The following is a 21,305-nucleotide window of genomic DNA, read 5'->3' on the forward strand; positions in this document are numbered from 1 at the left end:
TTTCTCTCATATGCCGGCGTCGGGCCGGCTGAAGGTGAGGCGGCCGCACTGAATACGGCCGCACAGTGTATTAACGTTCTTTCTGAATGTGACGGGTAATCTCCGGGGCGGAGAGAGTTCTTTCCTGCTCACGCCCCCGCATTTCCGGTGGCAGACTCACCTGTGCCTGCCGGTCAAGCTCGCGTGCGACATCAGCCAGCGCCGCTGACGAAATATCCGGCTGAGCCGCTTTAACAGCAGAGCGCGATCGGCTGAGCTCCTCCTGCACCTCGCGGACCACCGCGGCCGGAACCACGCCCCCATTGCCAGCAGTGGCGGCCTGCCTGACGCTGTCCGGTATGCCGCTCGCTGACAACGCACCGAGCCCGGCGCGTACCGCCGCATCAGCAGAGGCTTCAGGCGTATCAGCCAGCGTCCGGGCAGCCTGCCGGACGAGCGCGCTGTAGTCCGGCTGCGATTCGCCCGGAAGGCGGGGCACCTTCTGCTCCATAACCTCTGCCACACTTTCTGCAAGCTGTACTGCCAGCGTGATCTTATCCATTCCGTCCCGGGCGGGTGGCGTTTCAGGCAGAGGGGTTCTTTCCATAAGGCCGCCGTTACTGACAGATTTTATTGCACTGCGCAGCGTATCCCGCTCATCCTGTTCCTTCTCTGTTCGCGGCAGAACAGCGAGCATCTCCTGCAGCTCCGCTTTCACCTGACTCAGCAGCGTGGCGTCCGGACGGCGCAGCTGATCCGGCTGGCCGCCTGCCACCTTCAGTAGCTGTGCGGACGGCAGCTGCCGGTCATGCACGATTAATACCCCCGCCTCCGGCTTTTCGCGCGCAGCGGCAAATCCCTGCGTAAGATCGCTGACGAGCAGAACCTCGCCGCTGCGGCTTTTCTGCAGCATGGCGGCCTGTGCACCTTCCGTTACCAGCTGTCGGGTCTGACCAGGAGTCAGTGACCCCTTATGGTGACGCAGCGGGGCCATCGTCAGGCCCGCCGCTTTGCCGTTACCGTCATACACCGGCAGAGCCAGATGGGGTTCAGGAAACTTTCGTGTCGGCGGGATAATGCGTGCCGTCACGGGGCTGCCGCTGAGGCCGGTCGACCGCAGGAACGCGCGGCCAATCGCCGTTTTCGATGCGGCCTGACCCATCGCCCAGATCCGTCTGGCCTGAGCGCGCTCCGGCTCCGGCATCAGAGCGTCATGCGCCGTGGCCGGCTCGTTTTTTCTGCCCCCGAGCGTCTTCGTCCAGCCTGCTCTGTCATCCGTTACAATCTGGACGTGGTCCTTCGCGCGTGAGACGTTGATATAAAATGCCCGCGCGCCGCTCATCAGCTCACGGGCGCCCACAACACCTTCCAGCGCCAGCGAGTACCGGGCGCTGGCACCCTGCGCGCCATAGCCGGTGACCGCCCAGCTGTAGTCCACGTGCCGGTCTGCCAGCGTTTTCGCCGGATCGATGACCTTCACCCCGCTGCCGTTACGCAGAACAATCTCACCATTGTCGCGCAGTTCATCCACCCGGTACTGTTCGTGTGCAGCATGACCGGCCTGCTTCTGGGTTTTACTGAGGCGGACGCTGTCACCGGTGCGCAGCTCAATTTCACGGGTTTCGAAAACCTCAATTTCCGTGGCGTTAAGTTCCTGCGACGACCAGAAATGCGTACGCCCCGCTTCATCCTGCAGGGTTATGCTGCCATTCTCCGGGTCAACGCCGGTGACCTGCAGGTATCGTTGATTGGCCATAACCACTTGGCCGGTTTCCCAGTCGTCTATGCGGTTAAAATCGTGCCGTCCGCCATTAATGCGGTCCAGGACAGGGACGATCCGGAACGTCTCGCCCAGCTCTTTTGTCATCACCATCGCGTTATGAATACCCTCATTGATGGCTTTACGGTCATCATGCAGCTGTACCATAATCATGGTCTGCTCCCGCGCCTCATCGGTACGGCTCATAAAGTCAGCCACAATGCTGGATACCGGGTCAGCTGACTGAACAATTGATCCGGAGGGATGAACCTTACCTGTCCGCCGGGGGACAACGTCTGGCGAGACCTTTTCAATGTTTCTCAGCGCCGCCGCGAAATCATTGCTGATGATGCTGTAAACCGCAGACTTCAGGTCCGTATCGCGCTGGCGCACGATTTCTTTCATCACCGCCACATCGATCGGGCTTCGCTCCTGCATCAGCTGGAACGGCGCACCGCTTTCGGGCGACTGCAGCTGCGCAACGTCCCCCACCGGCACCGCGCGGCCGTTGCCGGCAGCGATCGCGCGGTACGCCGCCGCGGTGTCCTGGTTACCGATCATGGAAGACTCATCGATAAGAAACAGCATATTGTCGTAGCGGACGTCTTCACCGGCCGCGGTGCGCATCTGCCAGCCCAGCACAAACGACTTAAGCGTCTGCGCATCGATGCCCGTACCCGCCATCTCTTTCACCGCCCGGTGAGTCGGCCCCAGGCCCACGATAACCGGACGGGCGTCAGCCGGCAGGGTATCAATTGCCGCCTTTACCGCATTAAACTGGGTGGTTTTACCGACGCCCGCATACCCCTGTACGGCCGTGAACCGGTCGGGGCTTTGCAGAATGAGTGAGGTGGCCTCTTTCTGCCCCTGAGTCAGGCCTGACAGGAGAGCGGGGTCCACCTGTGCCATCAGCGGCACCTGCGTGTTTTTGCCCCGTTCGATTTCACCGAGGATGGCCTTTTCCATCTCCCACGTAGACCGCGCAACGAAGCGGGCTTCTGATCCGGCCTGCACCCGAATGAGATCACCTTCTTTAACCTGCCGGGCAATTTCGTTTTCAATAAGCTTCAGGTCAGCGTTGAACGTCAGGGCCTCCTCAAGCAGTTTCGTCCACGGGAAGGCGACATCACGCATCTGCGCCACGCTGCGCGTGACGGCTTTCTGCGCGTCAGAGAGCAGCTGCTTATTGAGCGCGTCCACGGCCTCATTGGCATCTTCCTTTCCGCTGGCCTGCCGGACAAGCGATAACGGCGAGCGCGTTGAGCGCAGCCGGCCAAGCTTTTCTTCCGCCCGGCTCAGGGCTTCGCCGGTAAAAATCTCCGCCTGATGGCCGGACTGCGCCAGCGCATTAATCATGTTCACCGACAGATCCTGTGCGCCAAGACTTGCCAGCACCGTACCCCGCTCGTTGTCACGGCTGCCAGGCGGGCTGACGTATCCGTAAGTGACGTAAAGCGGGCCTGACGCATCCAGTCGCAGCGGCTTTTTTTGTCCTTCGCGCTGCACGACAAGTGACCCGTTTTCAATGGCTGTGACCGTGAGGCGATCGCGCGCCTTCAGCCCCGTATGTTTATCGCCGGCGAGCGCAAACAGTCGCTCTCCGGCGGCAACATTCATCTGATTCTGTGTAAACAGCCGCCAGTCGCCTGAGAGTGCGCTGAGCTTCACCCGTGACAGCACGCCGTCCCCGTCAACCAGGGAAAGCATGCGGGTCTCGTCATGCACGCGGTCGATGACGTAGTGACGTGTTTCATTTTTCTCCGACCGATCTTCCAGCACCATACCGGCGCGGTAGGTCTGAGGGAGACGGCGCTCTTTGGCTGTCGTAAAGACCGGCGTACGCGCCACGATGCTGACCGACTCCTGCCCCAGCCTGCCGGCATCCTGCAGTGCATTCCGGATGACACCGGTCAGCTGGGCCTGCTCGCGCGGACCTGCGACAACAGCCGTGACGGGGCCGTCCGCGGGGTCCATTCCGGCAAAACGCTCTGCCAGCGCCTGATAGCGGTCGCGCTTGTCCTGAATACTGGTCACGCGGACCTCAATTCCGTCAGGCGGTGCGTTCAGGCTCTGTCGTTTTACGCCCGCTGCGGTCAGCACGGAAAGGGCGCTGGTGTTTGACTGCCGCCCGGCGCTGTCCAGAAACAGCAGCTGCGCATTCTGCACCTGGGCCTCACCGGTGAGCACCAGCATCTCTTTAAGGCTGAGCTTTTCAGCACCTTCCACGATGACCGTACTCTGTGGCGTGAGGCTGAAGGTGCCATCAAGCATCCGGCTGCGGTGGAGAAGCCGGTCTTTAAGCTCAGGTGATTTGGCAAAGCTGAGTGCGCGCTCGGCGGAACTGGTCAGCACGCTGACCTCACGCCCCTGTTCACGTGACATTGTCACCAGCTCCTTCGTGACTTCACGCAGACGCCCGACTGATGCGGGTGCGTTGATGATAACGGCAGGTTCCCGGGCAACGTGCTCAAGGTGGCCGGGGACCGGGCTGCCGGTGAGGCTGAAATTTACCACCCTGTTCTCTTTCAGAATATCCGCAGCCAGCGACTGCACCGACAGCTCGTCAAGCAGGTGAATGTGCGAAGTAAACACGCCTTTATCACCGTCGAGAGGAACGAGCAGGTTGTCATGAATTGCCTGGTCCAGCGCCCTGCGCAGATCCGGAATACTGTTCTGCAGTTCACCGGCGTTATGTGCGGTCAGCAGCAGATCCCCGTAAGTAAACCGCGTCTTGTTATCGCTCAGAACGGAAATGGCGATGCGGACCGCCTGCACAGCCAGCCCGGGTATATCCTGCGCTTTACCGGCTTCAGGCCGGGACTTTTCACGTTCGCGGGCTTCATTCATGACGCCCTGAATATCAAAGCCGGCGTCATCCATCTGTCGCTGCCAGCGCGCCTGTAGCCGGGCCCTGCCATCGGCAGTTTCGGGCTTGGCGATCGGCTCATCTTTAACCTGTGCTGATGGCGTTGAGAGTGCCTTATCCGCGTTTGCAGGGGCTTTTTCGGTGTCCGCCGCCGCACGCTCCGGCGCGGGCTCAGTCTGCTCGTGCACATGGGATGGTCCGGGCCGGGCAATCGCCACATTTTTATCCTGTGCTGACGGTGTTGTCGGCTCTTTATCCGCTGTTGCAGCCGCTTTTTCCGTTGCAGCCACCACGTGCTCCGGCACGGATACGGCGGAGGGTTCAGGCCGGGTGCGTACCGGTGCGGTTTCGTCTTCGCCATAGCGGCTGATATCCTGCTTGCGCTGGCGGGTATCGAGCGCGGCCACGTCGCGGCTTTTCAGCGAGGCGTCTTCGCCGGCGCGCGCGTGAATTTCCCGATGGCGCGAGGAGAACTCATCCAGCACCGCTTCCGTAAAGCCCTTTATCTCCCACAAATCGTGACGGCCACCGGTGGGGAGGGTTTCATAACCCATCGCCTCAGCCTTGCCCTTCAGCACGTTGCGGTAGATTTTGCCGTACGTTATCTGGTTGCGGTACGCCGTCTCGATGAAGCCGGCACCGTGAATGGTGTCGGTGGCCAGCGCCTTCCACTTGCCGTCCAGCTCCGTAACGTTAGCCACCACCGCGTGGGTGTGGATCTGCGGATCGAGGTTGCGCGAGGTGTCGTGCGTGAACAGCGCGGCGACCATTTTACCGCTGGTTACGATGCGCGTGACGCCCTCCTTCGTGTCACGGGCACTTACCGTCTGCTCCATGATAGCCAGCGTCTCTTTTACCGCATCGTGGTGCGCCTCCAGCAGGCGTTTGTCGCCGCCGGCAAGAATAAGCATTGAGACGCTTTTGGGTGCCGAAAAGGTAAAGTCGTGACCCGGGCGGTGCACGTGTTCACCCTGCACCTCCTTACCCATCGTCACGCCGTTAGGCAGATTGCCGTGCAGAATGGCCGTGAAGGTATCCAGGTCAACCGGCCCCTCAAGGCCCAGTTCCCGCGCACCCTCACCCAGCCATTGCGTGGGCATGTCATCCAGAAAGTAGTAGTTATCCTTGCTGCTGTAGTAGCCGGCAGCGTCGGCGGCCGAAGCCACCGGAGCAACGGTCATCATCGTTCATACCCTCCCGGGTCCAGGCTGTCACTCATCTCCTGATATGCGTCATAATCGTCGCGGTGTCGCAGGATGTTCTTTTCGTCGTCGGCCATGCGCGCGTTGGCGTCACCGTACTGGCGGGCTTCGGCCTCCTCGCGCTTTTCCTGGTCCGTTTTTCGCGGGCTGATGTGCCGGACGATGAGGCGGCCGCCCTCATCTTTTTCCATCTGCATGTTCAGCTCAGGTGCATCGCCCTGCGCTGCGCCGTCCTGCGGTGCAGTCTCTTCAGCGTTGCCTTCACTGCTTTCTGATGCGGCCGCACTGCTCCTGCGGCGCGCCAGCATGTCAAGGGCGCTCGGACCGGCCGGTTTTGACTTCATAAGGGGGCGCACGATGGGCTGCAGCGCCTTCTTGGGCGATGTTTCCGCCGCAATGTCTGCCGTGGCAACTGGCCGGACAGGCGCCTGCGGGGTCGCCGGCGTTTCAGGCGGTGCATATGCGGCAGTCTGTTTTGCCGACGGCGGCTCAGCGTCACCCGCACGAACCGGTGCGGGCACAGTGCGCAGCGGGAACGGGCGCACGTTTGAGAGAGGCGGCGTACTACCAGCTGCCTCTGACGCAGGTTTTGCTGCAGGCGGAGCCGCAGCAGATACAGGCGGTATAACCCCCCGCTCGGCAGGCGAAGACAAACTGCTCACGGGCGAAACAGCTTTTAACGGCACAGCAGGTGCTGAGGCAGGCACAGACTCTGGTCCGGATGTGGCTGTGGTGTGATCACCGTCTTCCAGAATCTCTTCACCGGTCGGGAAAGAAACGTCTGCCGCCCGGGCGCTGCGCTCGTTGCTTTCGATGATGCGCTCGAGCTCCGGACTCAGCCGGTCGCGGAAGTCGCGCTCAATCAGCGCCGGATGGTATTTCTTCTGTTTGCGGTACTTCAGGTTCAGCTTGACCACCGGGTACTCGCCCGGCAGGCGCACGTAAAAGCGCAGGTTGGGCATCTTCATGATCTGGTCGTAGTCCACGATGGGGTCGTTGACCTTGTCTTTACTGATGGATATACCGTCGCGCACCTGGTCGAGGCCGTAGCTGTTCTGTTCGCGGGCCTCACGCCGGCGCTGATGCCCCAGCTCCTCCTCCACCATTTTCGCCACCTCCGCGCTCGGCGAACGACCGTAGGCGCGGGTGTTCAGCAGGTCAAAGATGGCCTTGGCCATCTCGCGGCCGTAGATATGTACCAGCTGCGGGATATTCTGAATGCCCAGCACGAAGCAGCCGCCAAACTTGCGCGCCTCGGCCAGCGTTTCGTTGAACTCCGGGATTCTCTGCAGGCTGGCAATCTCATCGCCGATGAACCACACGCGACGCTCGCTGTTCTCACCCATGCTCTGCAACAGCAGCGTGGCCAGCGACAGCCACATGGAAATCAGCGGGCGCACCGCCTTACGGTGGCGGGCCGTGGTGGAGATGAACAGCCAGCTGCTGTCGTACTGTGCGTCGGTCATCCACTCGCGGATGCTGAACTCCGGCTTGCCCTCCTTATCCAGTCCCTGCAGGTAGCGCAGCGATTTGGCGTAGTTGGTCAGCACCGAGCGGATGGAGATGGCGGTTTTCTCGATCTTCTCCTCGACCAGGTTGGCCGACGGGGTGTTCTTCAGAAATTCGCGCAGGCTTTTCAGGTCGATGGACAGGCAGGTCTTCAGGAACGTCTCGATACTGCGGTCGGGGCGTGACGCAAACTGCATGGCCGTATCGCTGAAGATGGTGCGCGACGAGGACACCCAGAACGGATCGGAGTCACCTTCCACCGGCATCAGCGCGGCCGTCATATTCTCGTAGTCCACCACGTCGCGTGCTTCGCGCCACAACACCCAGTTCTCGCAGCGGCTGTCGTGCGCGTTCAGGATTTTGTCCACGCGCTCGTCATAGTGGGTTTCAATAAAGGTGCCGCCGGAGTCGTAAACGATCGCGCGGTCGCCGCGCCGGCGGATGTAGTCCAGCAGCCAGCGGATGAGCGTGGATTTGCCTACACCGATGGTGCCGTGGATCAGAAAGTTCATGACCTCGGCGTTCTTCACCATGTTCAGGCCGCCAATCTGAAGATCAGACTTCTCGCCGGCCTTTTTCAGCAGCCGGTTCACCTCTTTTGGCTGGTCGGTGAGGGTCATCCCGGAGATGAACTCATCCTCGCTCTCCTTTTTGCCGATACGCCCTACGTACCAGGCGATAAGGCACCAGAGCAGGCTGGCGGTGATACCGCAGGCGGTCGCGATAAAGCGCAGGTTCGCCATGAACTGGCGGCCCATCTCCTGCATCCAGGGGTTAGCCAGCAGCTGCGCCGGCGTCAGCTTTATCGTGCATAACTGCACGCCTTCACCGCAGTGCCAGATAATGTCCCACGTGGCTTCGGCCGCGCGCGGTGAGAGGCCCAGCAGCGAGTGGCTGGGCCACGCAGCCCAGTACCAGAAGCCGTTACGCAGCACGTCGTCGGGCGTCGTCAGCCAGAACAGAACGCCGGTGGCCACCACGAACAGCAGCAGCATCCAGTGAAATATCCAGTTGCTGACCTGAACAAACATGCGCAGGCGGTAGGCCGTCATCTGGCCGCCCTGCGTCAGGTATTTAGGGGTAAAACTCATGGGGAACTCCGGAAAGCACGCAGGCGCAGCCCGCCCGGAAAACCGGGCAGGCTGACGGCAGAAAGAAAAGTGGCGGAGAGGGCCGCTCAGGCCCCAGAGATTATTTCAGCGTGACGGACGCGGGGGTGCGGATAAGCCCCGTACGGCGCAGCAGCCAGAAGCCAGCTATCACGGGGATACCACAGGTGAAGATGGCCAGATTCCAGCAGGCCAGCGTGAGCGCTGACAGCACGCAGCCAGCCGTCAGCACCAGCAAAACCAGCAGCAGCGTGATAATGCCCGGGGGCATCATGTCGCCCTGCACCATACGGGTGGTGAGGTCCCAGGCAAACAGCTGGCTGTGCGACATGATGGTTTTTACGATATCCGGCCCGAACTGCCACAGCACGATGGCACTCCAGGCGAAAAACAGGGTTAACCAGACAATAAAGGTGCGAGCCGCACCGCTGAGAGTGAGCATAGGTTTTTCCTTCAGAAAGTTAAGAAAGGAGGATCAGTACAGGTACAGCACATTCCCGGACGCGCGCCACCCGCGCAGAAGCCTGCCAGTACAGCATGCGGGGAGATATCCGGAGAATCTGAGCCACGCTTCCGCTACCCCGCACATCAGGGAGATACGTGAAAATATGAGGTCCCGTAAGGGAGAAGGGCAGCACCCGTGGTGTTGATGCTGCCCCGGTGTCCGCTGCCCGGGGGGCGCAGACGGGGGGTTGGCAGGCGCCCCGTTGACAGGAGAGTTGGTGTCATTTCCCCTGAGACGCTTGCCGCCGGCTTAATGCCGGTTGCTCAGTAATACCAGAAGCTCAGCGACCTGCAAGTCTCAAAATAAGGCGTAAGACATTCCAGAGCGCCAGTGCAATGGTCATTCCGCAGGATGCTATCGACAAAACATAAAGAAGCACAGCTGCGATAAAAAACCTGAAGAAACCGCCAGAGTCAGCCGCAGCTGATGTGCCGCTGTATTCGTGCATTGCACTGATAAATTGTCCCGGGAGCCAGTTCTCTGTGACGTTCGCTAACAGCAGAGTGAAGAGGCCACCGAGCAGTATGATCATTACATGTGCTGGCAGCCAGACTGCAACATCCTCTATTCGTCTTCGCACCGTTCGCTCCCGTGCTCAGTGACTTTATCAGTTACATGATGCCTGCAACGGATTTAGCCAGCTGCGCTTCAAGCACCGGCTTCGCCTCTTCAAACTTCAGGTTTACCTTGTTGGCGTTTGAGACAACGCGGGTCTGGTGCTTCATACGATTGCCCTCCTCGCTGCTGGTCTGCAGCTTGATGCCGGAGTTGCCCTGACGCAGTGCTGCTACGTTGTCGGTTGTCACTGACGCCTTGCTGCGCTCAGAAATTTGCAGATCGGTCACCATCGTATAGTTTGTGTCTTCAACCAGAGCATCCGCCGCCATTCCGGCAAGGCCCGCCGCCAGACCTACCCCCAGAATTGCCCCGCCCGAGTTACTGTTGTAAGCAGTAATACCTGCGCCCAGTGCGGCCCCCGTAGCGGCACCTTCATATCCCGTCAACAGGAAGCTTTGCGCCTGACGCAAATCCATTTTCTCAGCCTTCAGAACGTTGGCCTGAATCCAGTAATAGGCAGCATCAGGACTGGAGGTGACGGTGTAGCCTTTGGCGCGCAGGTCCTGCGCCAGCATCGGCTCAAGGTCACTCATGTCCTTGTCAGACGTATTACGTACCTGCAGGTAGACCGTTTTCTGACTGGACGGCTCCAGCCACACTGTCTGGCTCATCTGCGTTTTAACGTCGAGATTGCGCTTTTTGATGGCGGTGCTCATTGCACTGCAGCCGGAAGGGGTATCGGCAGATGCCGTGAGAACTTAAATCTTTTTGATAAGATTACTGATTTTCTCAAGAGCCAGACCAGCTCCGAGACGGTTAATTTCAGCGGATACTAATATGCTTGTAATCACAAACAACATTAATAATAAAGCTGGAACTGCTAAGGCAAACCAAACAGAAACCCCGGAAAGTAAGCTACTCAAAATCATTAGTGAACAAAAAATAATGACAGATTTTCTTACTATCCTGCCGATATGACTAAGTATCAGCAACTCATTTCTAAGCTTTGATGGTAAAGATAGGTAGGTGAGCTGGTTGTTATATGTCATAAGAAAAACAAACAATCCTATACCTGCCGTAATGGCTACTAAATACCAACCTTCTGAAGTAAAAAATTTCAAAAAGCCTGCAATTGATGCATCACTTTTATAAAAAGCGACATAAAAGATGATGGTACTTAAGACGCTTAACACAGCAGCAAAAAGTGGCAATACTGAACTTCTTTTCGACAATGAAGCCGCCGAAGGAATTTCTCGATGATTAGCCCCTAAGCAGCCCATCAAAAGATCGACGTCCGCTTCAACTTGTGCTGCAGTTAAGTTTGCCATCTGCATTCTCCCTTCACATTCATCAAGAGGCTTTTTTCTGCTGCTCCCTAAGCTCTTTTAATTTCTTCTCAAAGGCGTCGGTTTCCGCATGATCAAAGCCTGGTTTAGTTTGCCTGATATCCTCTTCAGTACGGCCTATCTGTTGACTCCTGACCGCACCCTGATGCTCATTTCTGAGTATATCACTGGACGTCTGAACAGTGGTTTTATTTTCGGCGATTTTACCGTCATTTTCCCTGAGAGTTTCCATAAGGCCAGATCTTTGTGCTGCGACCTGATTAGCAACGTTACTCTGGATGCCGGCCCCTGCGGCCTGCTCGCTCACGCGTTTAGACCCGCTGCGGAAATCTTCTCTCATTGCCTGTGACGGTGCACCGGCCGATGCGCTGAGATTCCGCTCCCCCTGATGCGCGCTGACATCAGTTGCCCGGCCATTTGTGACGACGGCTTCCTGCGACGCACCGCTGGCTCGTTCACGGCCATGAGCCGATTGGGTACCCGACAGGCTCTGCCCGGACGCCTGTGATCCGGCGGGAAGCGATGTTCCCCCGCCCGGAGATGCCCCTGCTGCGTCCAGCGAACGGGCTGGCTGCAGCGGCTCACTGTTAACCTGGTCAGTCCGTGCGCCATAGTTACGCATGATTTCCGGCTCAAGCCGCTCATGCATAAATTCTGTTGCCGCGCCCTGCGCGCTTCTGACGTTGGTCAGGATGTTCTGCGCATCACTGCCATACTTCGCGGTAGTCCAGTCCACGAACTCCTGGTTGTAATTGGCGTCCAGGCTGGCGCTCTGCGTCTGGGACAGCGTGGCCATGCGGCTGAATTCCTGACTGCGCGTGCTGCTCTCCGTGTACTGATGGTACTGACTTTTCGCATCGTTGAGCGTGGCTGCGAACTGCTGCGCCTGCGAGTTCGACTGGTTGTCAGTATGGCTGCCCGACTCGCTCAGGCGGGTTGATGTCACCATATCCATGCCCTCACGGAAGTCACGCGCCTCCTGGCTGCTCTGGTCATGGCGATTGTCACGACCCTCGGCGTGGCTGTCCTGCGTGCCGTGCGAGCTGCCGGAAGTATGACGCCAGCCAGTGTTAACACTTCCTTCAGCACCAACGCTGACGCCCGTGGCCCACTTGCCAAGTTTACCCGCCAGCTGATCGCCGGAATCAGCTTTAAGGTAGGCTTTAGCATCAGCCCCTGCACTGCCCTGATTGGTGATGTCCATCAGCTGGTTATACGCCTGCTGCTCAGAAACATTATGCGACTTCGCATAGTTCTCAACGGCCGACTGCATTTTGCTGGCGCCTCTGGAGACGTTCGTTGCCACGCTGTTATCGCTGCCCTGCGTCACGCTGTCGCTGTTGCCGCTCTGCTGCGTCAGCTGGTTCATCTGCTGGAAGCCACTGGTCACGCTATGGTTATAGCCATCAAGCGAGCTCTGCGCCTGCTGCTGTGCCTGCCTCGCCTGTTCGGAGAACCCGCTACTGGCAAGGGAGCTGAGCCGCATGCTGACCGGCAGATTTGATATCGCCTGGCTGGTATCCACCACGGTGTGGCCGTCCGCCGTCTGCGTCATCATCGCATTATTACCGGTCTGGAAGCCCTGAGACCCGGAGCGGCGGAGCATGTTGGTGTCAAACTTGTTCGCGCTGACGTTGTCCATCGACATGTTGTTAAATGACCAGTTTCCGTCAGCCGTCGTGGAGGCCTGTCCGCCGGTCGTGAACGCCGCCGAACTCATCACTCCGCCGACAACCTGAGAAGCCACCGATGCTGCCCCTTTGGTCAGGAAGAAGGCAAGCACCGGTATCGACATGCTCAGGTAGCCCGCAATGTTGGCCGCGTCTGAGTGCTGCAGGGCGACCTGGTCCTGGTTGGCCAGCACCAGTGGCGTGGCCCCGGTCTTCGTCTGCAGGTAGAAATTGGCCAGCGAGTTGAGGATGGCGAACATCACCGGCCACATGGTGAAGTAAATGAAACCGCCGGCGTACAGCTTCAGCGTTTTAAGCCCGAAGATGTCGTGGTTCACCAGCGCCAGCGCGATCACCAGCGGGAACAGCGCGATCAGTACCAGCATCATCAGCGACTGGAACATCGGCAGCGTGCGTGTGGCAATCACGCCGCCCGCGCCCCAGCTGATGCGCTGTTTGGTCATGCTGGACTCGGTGGCCAGATTCAGCAGGTTGGCCGTGTCCGAAGAGCGCGCCGCAAAGCCTTTCCAGCCGTCCCGGATGGCCGCATTGGTGATGTTGTTGCGCATGATCTGCGAGGCACTCAGGCCGCCCGCATAGAAGAAGTTATAACTTTCATCCATTGCGTTGCCGAGCAGCGTATCCCCGCTGACGCGGTTGCCGAACACGCGCGTGGCCAGCGCGTGCCAGGTCGTGCCGCCAATGCGCACGTCCGCACCAATCAGGTTTTTAATGATCGCCGCCGCCTGCTGGCAGGTAATGAACTGCCGGCCGCTTCCGGTATCCTGATACAGGCCGCGCAGCGGGCTCGGGTTGTTCGTAATCAGCGTCAGCGGATCGGTGCTGTTCAGCAGCTGCGACACGGTGTACTTGTTGTTCAGCAGGATGTCGCCCACCACGCAGTTCTCCACGTAGTCGGTCAGCATCTGCGACAGCTGCGGGTTCTGCGAGCGGAAGTCCGTGGTCTGCGCCACGATCTGCGAGCCGAACAGCATGCCGGATTTCGTATAGGTCAGCGAGTCCGGACGCGAGAAGCTGTACTCATAGAGGCGCGCCAGGCCGAACTCCGTGGACGTGGTCAGCCCGGCGATGAAGGCGAGACCCGCCGGCACGTTGTCCACCTCGTACACCGCCGCCGGGTCCGTGACGTCGACAATCTGCACGCTGCGCTTCGGAACGAGCAGCACGGAGGTGATCACGAAGAAGACGGCCAGCCAGTGCAGAAACACCATCGGGTTACGTGATTTGATAAAGCTGAACATCACGCCCAGCACGCCAAACAGCCCGACGATACGTTTTAACGTGTCATATGTATCGCTGCCGATGACGGTGACGACGCCGTTAAACACCTGCCGCCACATGTCACCGCCGTAGATGGTCCAGACTTCAGTCATTGCCCGTTCCCCACTGATAGTTGCCCTGATAGGACGTTGAGATAATGGTCGACACCTGCTGCTGCAGGTACTGCATGTTGCGGTCGATGCCGTCCAGCGCGTTCTGGTCGGCGGTGGACTGCAGCTTCATCTGCGCCAGCAGCGAAGTGGCAGCCTGCACGTTGTTGCGAAGCTCGCCGGCCGCCTGTTCGGGGAAGTTTTTACCGGCCAGTGACTGGCTCGCCTGCTTTACCAGCTCCTGCAGGTACTGGATCATCATGTCCTGTGCGATAAAGTCAGCAACCTGAATCAGATAGGTCGGGCTCATGCCCATGCTGCGGGAGTTGGTGAGGTATTTCAGCACCGGCACCGAGGTGGTATTGATGAACCCTTTTTCCCTGTCCGACAGGCCGGTATCGGCGCTGAGTTTGCTGTCGATGGAGATCATAATGTTGCGCACCTGGGTGACCAGCGCCACGTCGCTGCTGACCGTCACGTTGGCGGGCATGGGGCCGAGGCACAGGTCCGGCTCGTCGCAGCCGTAAATCTTCGCGGTGCCGCCGCGCATCAGCACGTTGATGATGTCGCGGTTGTCGACCAGCGGGGTCAGGATGGTGACCTGCCCGTCCTTGTTGAAGATGATGGAGCCCACCACGCTCATCACCAGCTCTTTCAGCTGGCGGTTCCCGTCAAACAGGTGGTTGCGGCCCAGCGCGTCCCAGATGAGGTTTTTGTTTTTCAGCACCTGGTCTTTATCTTTATCAGAGGCACGGCCGGTGACGCTGTCACCCTGACCACCAACGGTGCAGCCCTGACGCGACGCCGCCCAGTCGGAGAAAATGTTGCTCTCGCCGGCGATGTCCTGGCAGATTTTCTGGTTCGACACCTGAGACACCGGCCAGAGGCCGCCGATGATGCCCTGCGCCGCCTGACAGGAACTCATGTTCATGGAGTTCACGTCAGAAGCGAGCTTCTGCAGGAAGTCTTTGGCCTGCTTGAACTCCGGCACCATCGTCTGCAGCGCGAGATCAAAGGCGTAGCCCGCCGCATTACTCATGATCTGCTTAACGAAACGCTGCAGTTCCGCGCCGTTAATGAAAGAAAACGCACCGAGGTAGGCATCAATGCCGCCGCAGCCGGCGTTCAGCGAGGGAACCTGCATCGAGATGAGCTGCACCTGCTTGACGGGGTTACGCAGGTAAACGGAGCCGCCGGTGATGTACCCTGCGGCCTGCCCCTGCCACGCCTGCGCTTTTGATACATTGCCGTCAAAGCCGAGGCTGCCAAAATAACCGTTCAGGTCGCCCTGCACATCGGCCAGCGCCGGGGCGCTGATGGTGAGCGCCGCCAGAGCGCTGATAAGTAGCTGACGCAGGTTCATGATGCCGCCCCCGCATTAAAACGATCTTTCTTTTTCATTGAAAACTCCGGTCAGTCATGAATCCGTGCCGGCGCAGCGTAATGCTGACCAGCGCGCCGCAGCCAAAGCCGCCGGCAAGGGCAAACAGAAACAGCAGCGGGTAGAGCTGCAGCCCGCTGAGCACCAGTGCATCAGAGCCGTAAGCCATGCCGCGTATCGGGCCAGCAAGGTCGCAGGCGAGCCAGGCGTAAATCCCGGACGCCGCCAGCATTGAGGCGCAGACGAGAAGCAGCGCCGTCTCAAGTCGCGAGAGCGTAAAAGGGTGTTCCGTCATGATTTTTTCCGTATGCGGCGGGGCCGCGTGCTTTACTGCGGGGTCAGCGAGGCGCTGCTCGGTACCGGCCCCAGCGTGTCGGGCGGCAGGTGGTCAATGTCGGCCTCTATCATCTGCGCGAGGCGCTGGCTTACCGTGCCCATGTCGGTGTCGCCCTGATAAAGCGGGTAGGCCATGTTGGTGTTCACGTTGACCATAAAGGTGGTCGGCGTGGCGATGGGCAGACCGTTGCCGAAGAACGTCAGGATCTCACCGGCAATCGGCTCGTTCGGCCCGGCCTTGCGCGGAATGAGCGCCACCGGGAAGGATGTGTCGCCGTACCCGTCAAGCGTATACGGATACACTTTTACGCCGGTTTCATCCGCCCACGCCTTCAGTTTTGGATCAAACTTCGCGCTGTACTGGCAGCCGCGCTGCATAAAAACCACCACCGCATAGTCATTAAGATTCACCTGGCGTCCGTCGGTCAGCGTCATCAGATTCGGTGGCTTCGCGGGTGCCGTGCGTGCCGGTGCGGTACCGGGCAACCCGAAGGCAGGCAGCTGCGTGCCGTGCTGCATCTTCGCCTGCTCCAGCGCAGCAATCTCATCGGCTACGGAGGCCTGCGCGACAGCAGGCAAAAGGAGCATCAGTGCCGGAAGCATCGCGTTAAGCTTCATGGTGGTTCTCCCGCCCACGCCGCGCGCGGCGGTACGCCATCAGTTCGGCAAGCAGCGCCAGCACAACAAGGGCGAAGCTTGCCACTGACACGGCCATCAGCACGTCGTATGTCAGGATCGCGGAATACGTCAGCAGCTGACGCAGACAGTTAAAAATGATGCCCGCCATAAACAGCGTGGTGATAAGAGGTAAACGGTTCATACGCGAACTCCCTGAGCGCGGCGAAAGAGGGTCCGCACCGCCACGCTGACAATGAAGGAAAGCAGCGCCGGATGGATAACCAGCGTCTGCAGCAGAAGGTTGCGCACCCGGTTTACGGCGCGCAGCCGCCCGTGCCATACCGGTGAAAGTGTCAGCATATTCGGGTCCTCAGAAGTTAGGTTTAAAGCCGGTAGCCACGTTGAGAAAACGCTTCGCCAGGTCGTCCTGGGTCATGAAGCCGTAGGCTAGCGGCCGGAAGCTTTTTGACTTCGGGTCGACCAGGAACAGCGCCGGGAAGTGACTGATCCCCATGCGCGCGCTCTGGCCAGAGTCCGGCCGGCTGTCGGGCACCTGCGGCGATACCGTGCCGTCCACGCTCACCGGGATCAGTGAGATGTGACGCAGGCGGGCAAAGTCCGCCACCACACCCGCCATCTGTGCATCAATCGGGTCGCTTCCACGGTAGAAGTAGAACAGGCCGTACTCACCTGACAGCTGACTGATCGCCGCGGTCTGCTCGGCCTGATCCCGGGCCTGCTGCAGCGGCGCAGTGCTGTTGTAGTGCGGGTGATCAAGGTTGTAGTCGAGGTCCGGATGATCGAGCTGCGCCACGGCGAACGACTGGCTGAACATCGAGGCGCGGTCGGTCCAGAACTTCTGCCAGCGCAGAAAGGTGGCGGTGTTCTCGGCAGACGGATGAAGGATGGCATTGTTCAGCGCCTCCTTTGTATATCCTTTCAGAACGTCCGCCTGCTCTGACGGTGACAGCCTGCTGAAGTCCGGCACCTGGGGCGCGGGCTGCGGTTTCGGCGCGGGCGGGTCCGGCTTTTTCTTCGGCTCGTTGTACCAGTGCCAGCCGGTAAACGGGTCGGCCGGTGCCACCACCGCATCAGCGGGCGGTGCATCGTCTGCAACCGCCTGGCTCACACCCGCCATCAGCAAAAAGACAAGGAGCAGTCGCCTCACTTCTTACCTCCTGTCTGCGCGTTAACCTGCGCGGCAATGCGGTCCTTTGCCTGCTGAACCATCGTCGCTGAGTCAGGGATTTTCTGGTTGGCCATCAGGTCGCTGTAGAAGTCCTGGAAGTTAATCAGATCAAAGTTAATAGCCTGCAGTTCAGGAACGGTGATGCCGCGACAGTTCGGTGAGTCTCCGCTGCCAAAGCTGACGTGCAGCTGATCGCGCCGTCCCTGCTCCTGGATAATGCGGGCGAGCTTGCCGCCGAACACGCAGTACGCCTGCTTCTTCTGCACGCACACCCCGAGCACGGCCTTATTACAGGCTTCGCCGACCAGTACGGTCACCTTCTTGGCCTTCGCCTTACCGATGGCCATTTCGTCACTGTTGCAGTTGGCCAGCCCCGAGCTGTTGCCCCAGCCGGTATCAACGCAGCAGTTTGAAAAGCCCGCCATTGCCTTACGGCAGTAGAGCGCCTGTCCGGTAAAGGCTTTGATGTTTATCTGATCGCCGTTCTTCACGTCATCGCCGGCGGAGGCCAGGCCGGCAAGCTTCGCTACCGCGGTATCAAAACCGCTGTCGCCCGCGCCGTCGGTTCCACCGCAGTCACCGGTACGGCAGAAGTACTGACCGCCGCACAGCAGCCCTTCTGAGCTGTACGTGGTCTGGCACTGATACGTATCCTGCTCGTGCAGGCAGGTGCCGCCTTCTGTCTGAGTACAGCCGCGCGCCGCGATAGTGCAGTTCCGGTCAGCCATCAGCTGGGCACAGTTACCGGTGGAATTAACCGGCACGATGTAGCTGTCCTGGTATTGCCAGCAGCCCTGCGTCTGCGTAAAGGTCTGACCGTCAGAAGTCACGGTCCGGGTTCCCCCAGGATCGGTACAGACGCTGCCGGTACTGGCAGTGGCCTGGGATTTGTCAAAGCTGCAGCTTTCAGACCAGGTCGTGTCAGCTTTTTTGTCTGACACGGTTACGTTATACGTCACGTCGAGGTGAAAGAGGGTGGTACCTTTCTGCAGGTAGCTAATCAGCGTGGTAACAGGTTTATCGTGATTACTGCCGGAGCTCAGCGCGGGCGCAACCATCGCAGAGTAGGTCTGTCCCGCATTAACCTGTATGCCTGCCACACCGAGCGACACCGCACCACTGCCATACCGGAGCGTCACGCTGTTGTTCAGGATGGTTGTGGCGTAGTTAATCCCCTCTTTATAGGAAGGAGCCGGGGTATAAACCAGCTGTGTCGTGGCACTGATAAGGGTCGCGGTTTCCGGAAAGGTAAAGTCGACTTTGACTTCATCCCCGACACGTGAGGCGTTGGTCAGCTGGAGGCTGAGCGTGCGGGTTTCGGTATGGCTTGATCCGACAACAGTCACGCTCCCGGTTCGCGCACACGTCTGAACCTGATTTACGTCACGATCGCAGCTGTAGTTTTCAAACACCGACTTCGATACCACTTTCGTGGTGCACTGACTGTTGGTGCCATCAACAATCGTGCCGCTGTTGGCTTCCGCATTCTTCCCGTTCTGAATAAAGTCAGCGTCAGGATCGATGGTTACAGCCGGATTTTTGGTTGACGAATCAGAGACGGCCTGACCGGCTTCGTTGTGGCCCAGTTCAGTCTGGCCTTTATCCGCTATGCCACCGTCACCACCCTGCACGCCGCCATAATAGCCGCCCTGCGGGGGACTGGCCGTGTAACCCGGGATGACCGACGCCGGGTCAGTTCCCTTCGCGGCAGCGGTGCCCTGCCCTTTATTTGATCCGGCATACCCCGCGCCGGCGTTGTAGGCGTCACTTACCGCATCGGCAAGTGCATACTGACTGCCTGTCAGTAAGAGAAGCAGTAACGGAAAGAGTCGCGTCATTTTGTGACCTCCGTACCCTGAAGGATCTGAGCGGCAGTGCTGCTGCAGTCGCCACGCTGTTTAACCTCTTCGAGTGCCTGCTTTACCGGCAGGCTGCCATAAAGCACGTCAAACCGGCTACCACATGTGACAACCAGCGCAGGCACTGCCTTAATGCCGTACTGCTCATACAGGGTCGGGTCGATCTGCACCCCTGCCTGCTTGTCTTTTTTGGACAGTTCAAACATCGTCTCAGCGGTCTGACGGAAGTCGTTGTTCAGCAGGCCGCGCAGCGTGGCCGGTATGCCAAAGCGGCGTGCGTCTGCAAGCATCGGCAGCAGCCCCTCTTCCGGAATGCCCAGACTGACAAAATAGACGGCCCGTGGCGTGGGACGGCTTGCACTGTTCTGATCTGCCTGTGCGGCGGCAATTTCGTTCTGAAGCTGCGCCACCCGCCCCTGCTGCGCATCAGGAAGCGTGATATTCATGCCCTTCAGCTGGCTTTTGAACAGTTCCAGGTCGCGCTGCTGCTGCTTCATGTAAGCCATGTCACTGCCGGACACGGTCGGCTGCTCAGCGGCATTCGCCATTTCTGCGCACAGCAGCGCGGCGCCCGCAAGCAGCGCCGTAATCAGAGTTTTTTTCATGGTGAGTCCTTACAGATAAACGCAGTTGCGTTTTCGCCACATGAGGTAGCCGAAGTTCTTTTTCGTCGCCGGTGAATTGTGCACCGAGCCCCAGAGCTGCGTAGTGGTGCCGAACGGGTGGCAGTCCCCGGGTTCGGGGTACATGTTTACCATCTGATAACGCCAGCGTGATTTTGGGATGATCGGGGACGGATATTCATAGCAGACTGCGACGTCCGCCCCGACCGTCTCCATAACCAGTCCCTCCCGGTGCAGCTTGAAGGCCATGCGCTCACTGACCAGCAGGGAGGCTTCAAGCGGCGAAAACTCATTACTGGTGAAGCCCGTAAACGGATACATCGAGCCCTGAGCACCTGCGCACCAGAACAGCGGGTCCAGCGGTACGCCAGCCGTAGAAGCAATCGAGTCTGCAGCACAGGCGCCCTGCGCAAGCAGGTTATTAAACAGCGCCACTTCGGGATTAAGGATCATGGCCAGCGTGCTGTCGTTCCAGAGCGGATCGACCTCTGACAGATACGCAATGTCCATATCACCGGTCTGCATACAGCCTTCGCTGGTAATAATGTTCAGCCAGAAAATCAGCGGGTATTTGTACCAGTGAACGTGATAGAAGCTGCCGGGCGTGGGTGAATCACTCTGTCCGCCACGCCCCGTGCCGGTGCGGCCGAGATCAATCTTAAACCCCCCCATGTTCACCATCACGCCAGGCTCGCGGGTGACGTCAGTGAGCGCCAGCGGTTCCCAGAAGCCGATCGCAAGCCCGAGACGATAGAAAATACCGTAAGAGCAGAGCTGAATGGGTGAGGCAGGGTTAGGCGTATCCGGGTGCGCGCCTGATGCAAGCTGAATACTGCCCAGCGACATCGGAAACAGACATTTCCAGCAGACATCGCTGATGGGGTTCACCCATCGGCCGTCGCCGGCATTACTGGTTGCCGCCATCGCGGGCCTGGCAATAATTGCCGTCAACAGAAGGCATAAAATGAAGAGTGCGCGTTTCATGCGTTCCGCACCTCCTGCTTTTTGCGGAGCCAGACACACACAGGTCCGTCATCGGTATCGTGAATACTGCCGGTAAACCAGCCTTCCCCGGCAGGCCCGGAGGGCTCCCAGCGGCTGCAGTCACCTGTGTTCCGGAAGGCTTTCATCATCCAGTCCGGCGCGTCGTTTTCCATCCAGGTGAAGGCCGCCGCCAGATTATGCGCGTTAAGCCAGGCCTCAAACTCGCCGGGCTGCGGGTATTCATTGCCGTCAGCGGGCACAAAAAAGTCAGGATGCGTCCAGCCGCCCCAGCGATCGCGCACGACCGGCTGAGCCGATATTTCAGCGGGGTGTGTCATAGGGTGAAATTCCGTAATAGCGGCAGGGGAACTGCCGGCGTCAGACGTTAATCGGGCCTGCCTGCGGGGGGCAGGCTGAGGCG

General features: G+C 59.4%; 15 protein-coding genes and 1 pseudogene. All 16 read right to left on the minus strand.

The genetic code is table 11. The features are described from left to right. Positions 1-70: 70 nt before the first annotated feature. Positions 71-5,788 (minus strand): MobF family relaxase, encoded by a 5,718-nt coding sequence (gene mobF, locus FHW04_RS18940; protein WP_089562116.1) that lies wholly within the window; start codon positions 5,786-5,788, stop codon positions 71-73. Next, a complete protein-coding gene (traD, locus tag FHW04_RS18945; RefSeq protein ID WP_094106369.1) occupies positions 5,785-8,406 on the minus strand; it encodes a type IV conjugative transfer system coupling protein TraD in 2,622 nt (873 codons plus the stop codon). Before traD ends, mobF begins: the two co-directional genes overlap by 4 nt. Before the next feature lie 100 nt (positions 8,407-8,506). Next, positions 8,507-8,866 carry a hypothetical protein gene (locus FHW04_RS18950; protein ID WP_069027070.1) on the minus strand — a complete coding sequence of 120 codons (360 nt, stop codon included), beginning with the start codon at positions 8,864-8,866 and terminating at the stop codon, positions 8,507-8,509. Between the two features lie 674 nt (positions 8,867-9,540). Continuing rightward, positions 9,541-10,224: pseudogene (gene traT / locus FHW04_RS18955) on the minus strand (complement resistance protein TraT); the annotation flags it as partial. A gap of 21 nt (positions 10,225-10,245) precedes the next feature. After that, positions 10,246-10,815: a hypothetical protein gene (locus FHW04_RS18960; RefSeq protein WP_305790730.1), complete on the minus strand. Its 570-nt coding sequence runs from the start codon at positions 10,813-10,815 to the stop codon at positions 10,246-10,248. A 22-nt stretch (positions 10,816-10,837) separates the two neighbouring features. Then, positions 10,838-13,897 carry a conjugal transfer mating-pair stabilization protein TraG gene (gene traG, locus FHW04_RS18965; RefSeq protein ID WP_089562113.1) on the minus strand — a complete coding sequence of 1,020 codons (3,060 nt, stop codon included), beginning with the start codon at positions 13,895-13,897 and terminating at the stop codon, positions 10,838-10,840. Then, positions 13,890-15,257, minus strand: coding sequence for a conjugal transfer pilus assembly protein TraH (gene traH / locus FHW04_RS18970; protein ID WP_089562112.1), 1,368 nt, complete (start codon positions 15,255-15,257; stop codon positions 13,890-13,892). The genes traG and traH overlap by 8 nt, the downstream gene beginning before the upstream one ends. Positions 15,258-15,291: 34 nt before the next feature. Continuing rightward, positions 15,292-15,570, minus strand: coding sequence for a hypothetical protein (locus tag FHW04_RS18975; RefSeq protein ID WP_089562111.1), 279 nt, complete (start codon positions 15,568-15,570; stop codon positions 15,292-15,294). 32 nt (positions 15,571-15,602) lie between these two features. Further along, on the minus strand, positions 15,603-16,229 hold the full coding sequence (gene trbB, locus FHW04_RS18980; RefSeq protein ID WP_089562110.1) for an F-type conjugal transfer protein TrbB: 627 nt from the start codon (positions 16,227-16,229) through the stop codon (positions 15,603-15,605). After that, the gene (locus tag FHW04_RS18985; RefSeq protein ID WP_089562109.1) at positions 16,219-16,431 is read right to left on the minus strand and encodes a hypothetical protein; all 213 of its coding nucleotides are present in this window, start codon (positions 16,429-16,431) and stop codon (positions 16,219-16,221) included. Before FHW04_RS18985 ends, trbB begins: the two co-directional genes overlap by 11 nt. Continuing rightward, entirely contained in the window at positions 16,428-16,589 is a 162-nt protein-coding gene (locus tag FHW04_RS18990; RefSeq protein WP_158087051.1) for a hypothetical protein, read from the minus strand. Before FHW04_RS18990 ends, FHW04_RS18985 begins: the two co-directional genes overlap by 4 nt. Before the next feature lie 10 nt (positions 16,590-16,599). Then, entirely contained in the window at positions 16,600-17,397 is a 798-nt protein-coding gene (traF, locus tag FHW04_RS18995; protein WP_089562108.1) for a type-F conjugative transfer system pilin assembly protein TraF, read from the minus strand. Further along, on the minus strand, positions 17,394-19,256 hold the full coding sequence (gene traN / locus FHW04_RS19000; protein ID WP_089562107.1) for a type-F conjugative transfer system mating-pair stabilization protein TraN: 1,863 nt from the start codon (positions 19,254-19,256) through the stop codon (positions 17,394-17,396). The genes traF and traN overlap by 4 nt, the downstream gene beginning before the upstream one ends. Further along, complete coding sequence (gene trbC / locus FHW04_RS19005) at positions 19,253-19,882, minus strand: type-F conjugative transfer system pilin assembly protein TrbC (RefSeq protein WP_089562106.1); 630 nt, start codon at positions 19,880-19,882, stop codon at positions 19,253-19,255. Before trbC ends, traN begins: the two co-directional genes overlap by 4 nt. 9 nt (positions 19,883-19,891) lie before the next feature. Further along, the gene (traU, locus tag FHW04_RS19010; RefSeq protein ID WP_089562105.1) at positions 19,892-20,884 is read right to left on the minus strand and encodes a conjugal transfer pilus assembly protein TraU; all 993 of its coding nucleotides are present in this window, start codon (positions 20,882-20,884) and stop codon (positions 19,892-19,894) included. Next, on the minus strand, positions 20,881-21,222 hold the full coding sequence (locus tag FHW04_RS19015; RefSeq protein WP_089562104.1) for a hypothetical protein: 342 nt from the start codon (positions 21,220-21,222) through the stop codon (positions 20,881-20,883). The genes traU and FHW04_RS19015 overlap by 4 nt, the downstream gene beginning before the upstream one ends. Positions 21,223-21,305: the final 83 nt, after the last annotated feature.

The sequence above is a fragment of the Pantoea sp. AN62 genome (assembly GCF_050432985.1).
GTDB lineage: Bacteria > Pseudomonadota > Gammaproteobacteria > Enterobacterales > Enterobacteriaceae > Pantoea > Pantoea brenneri.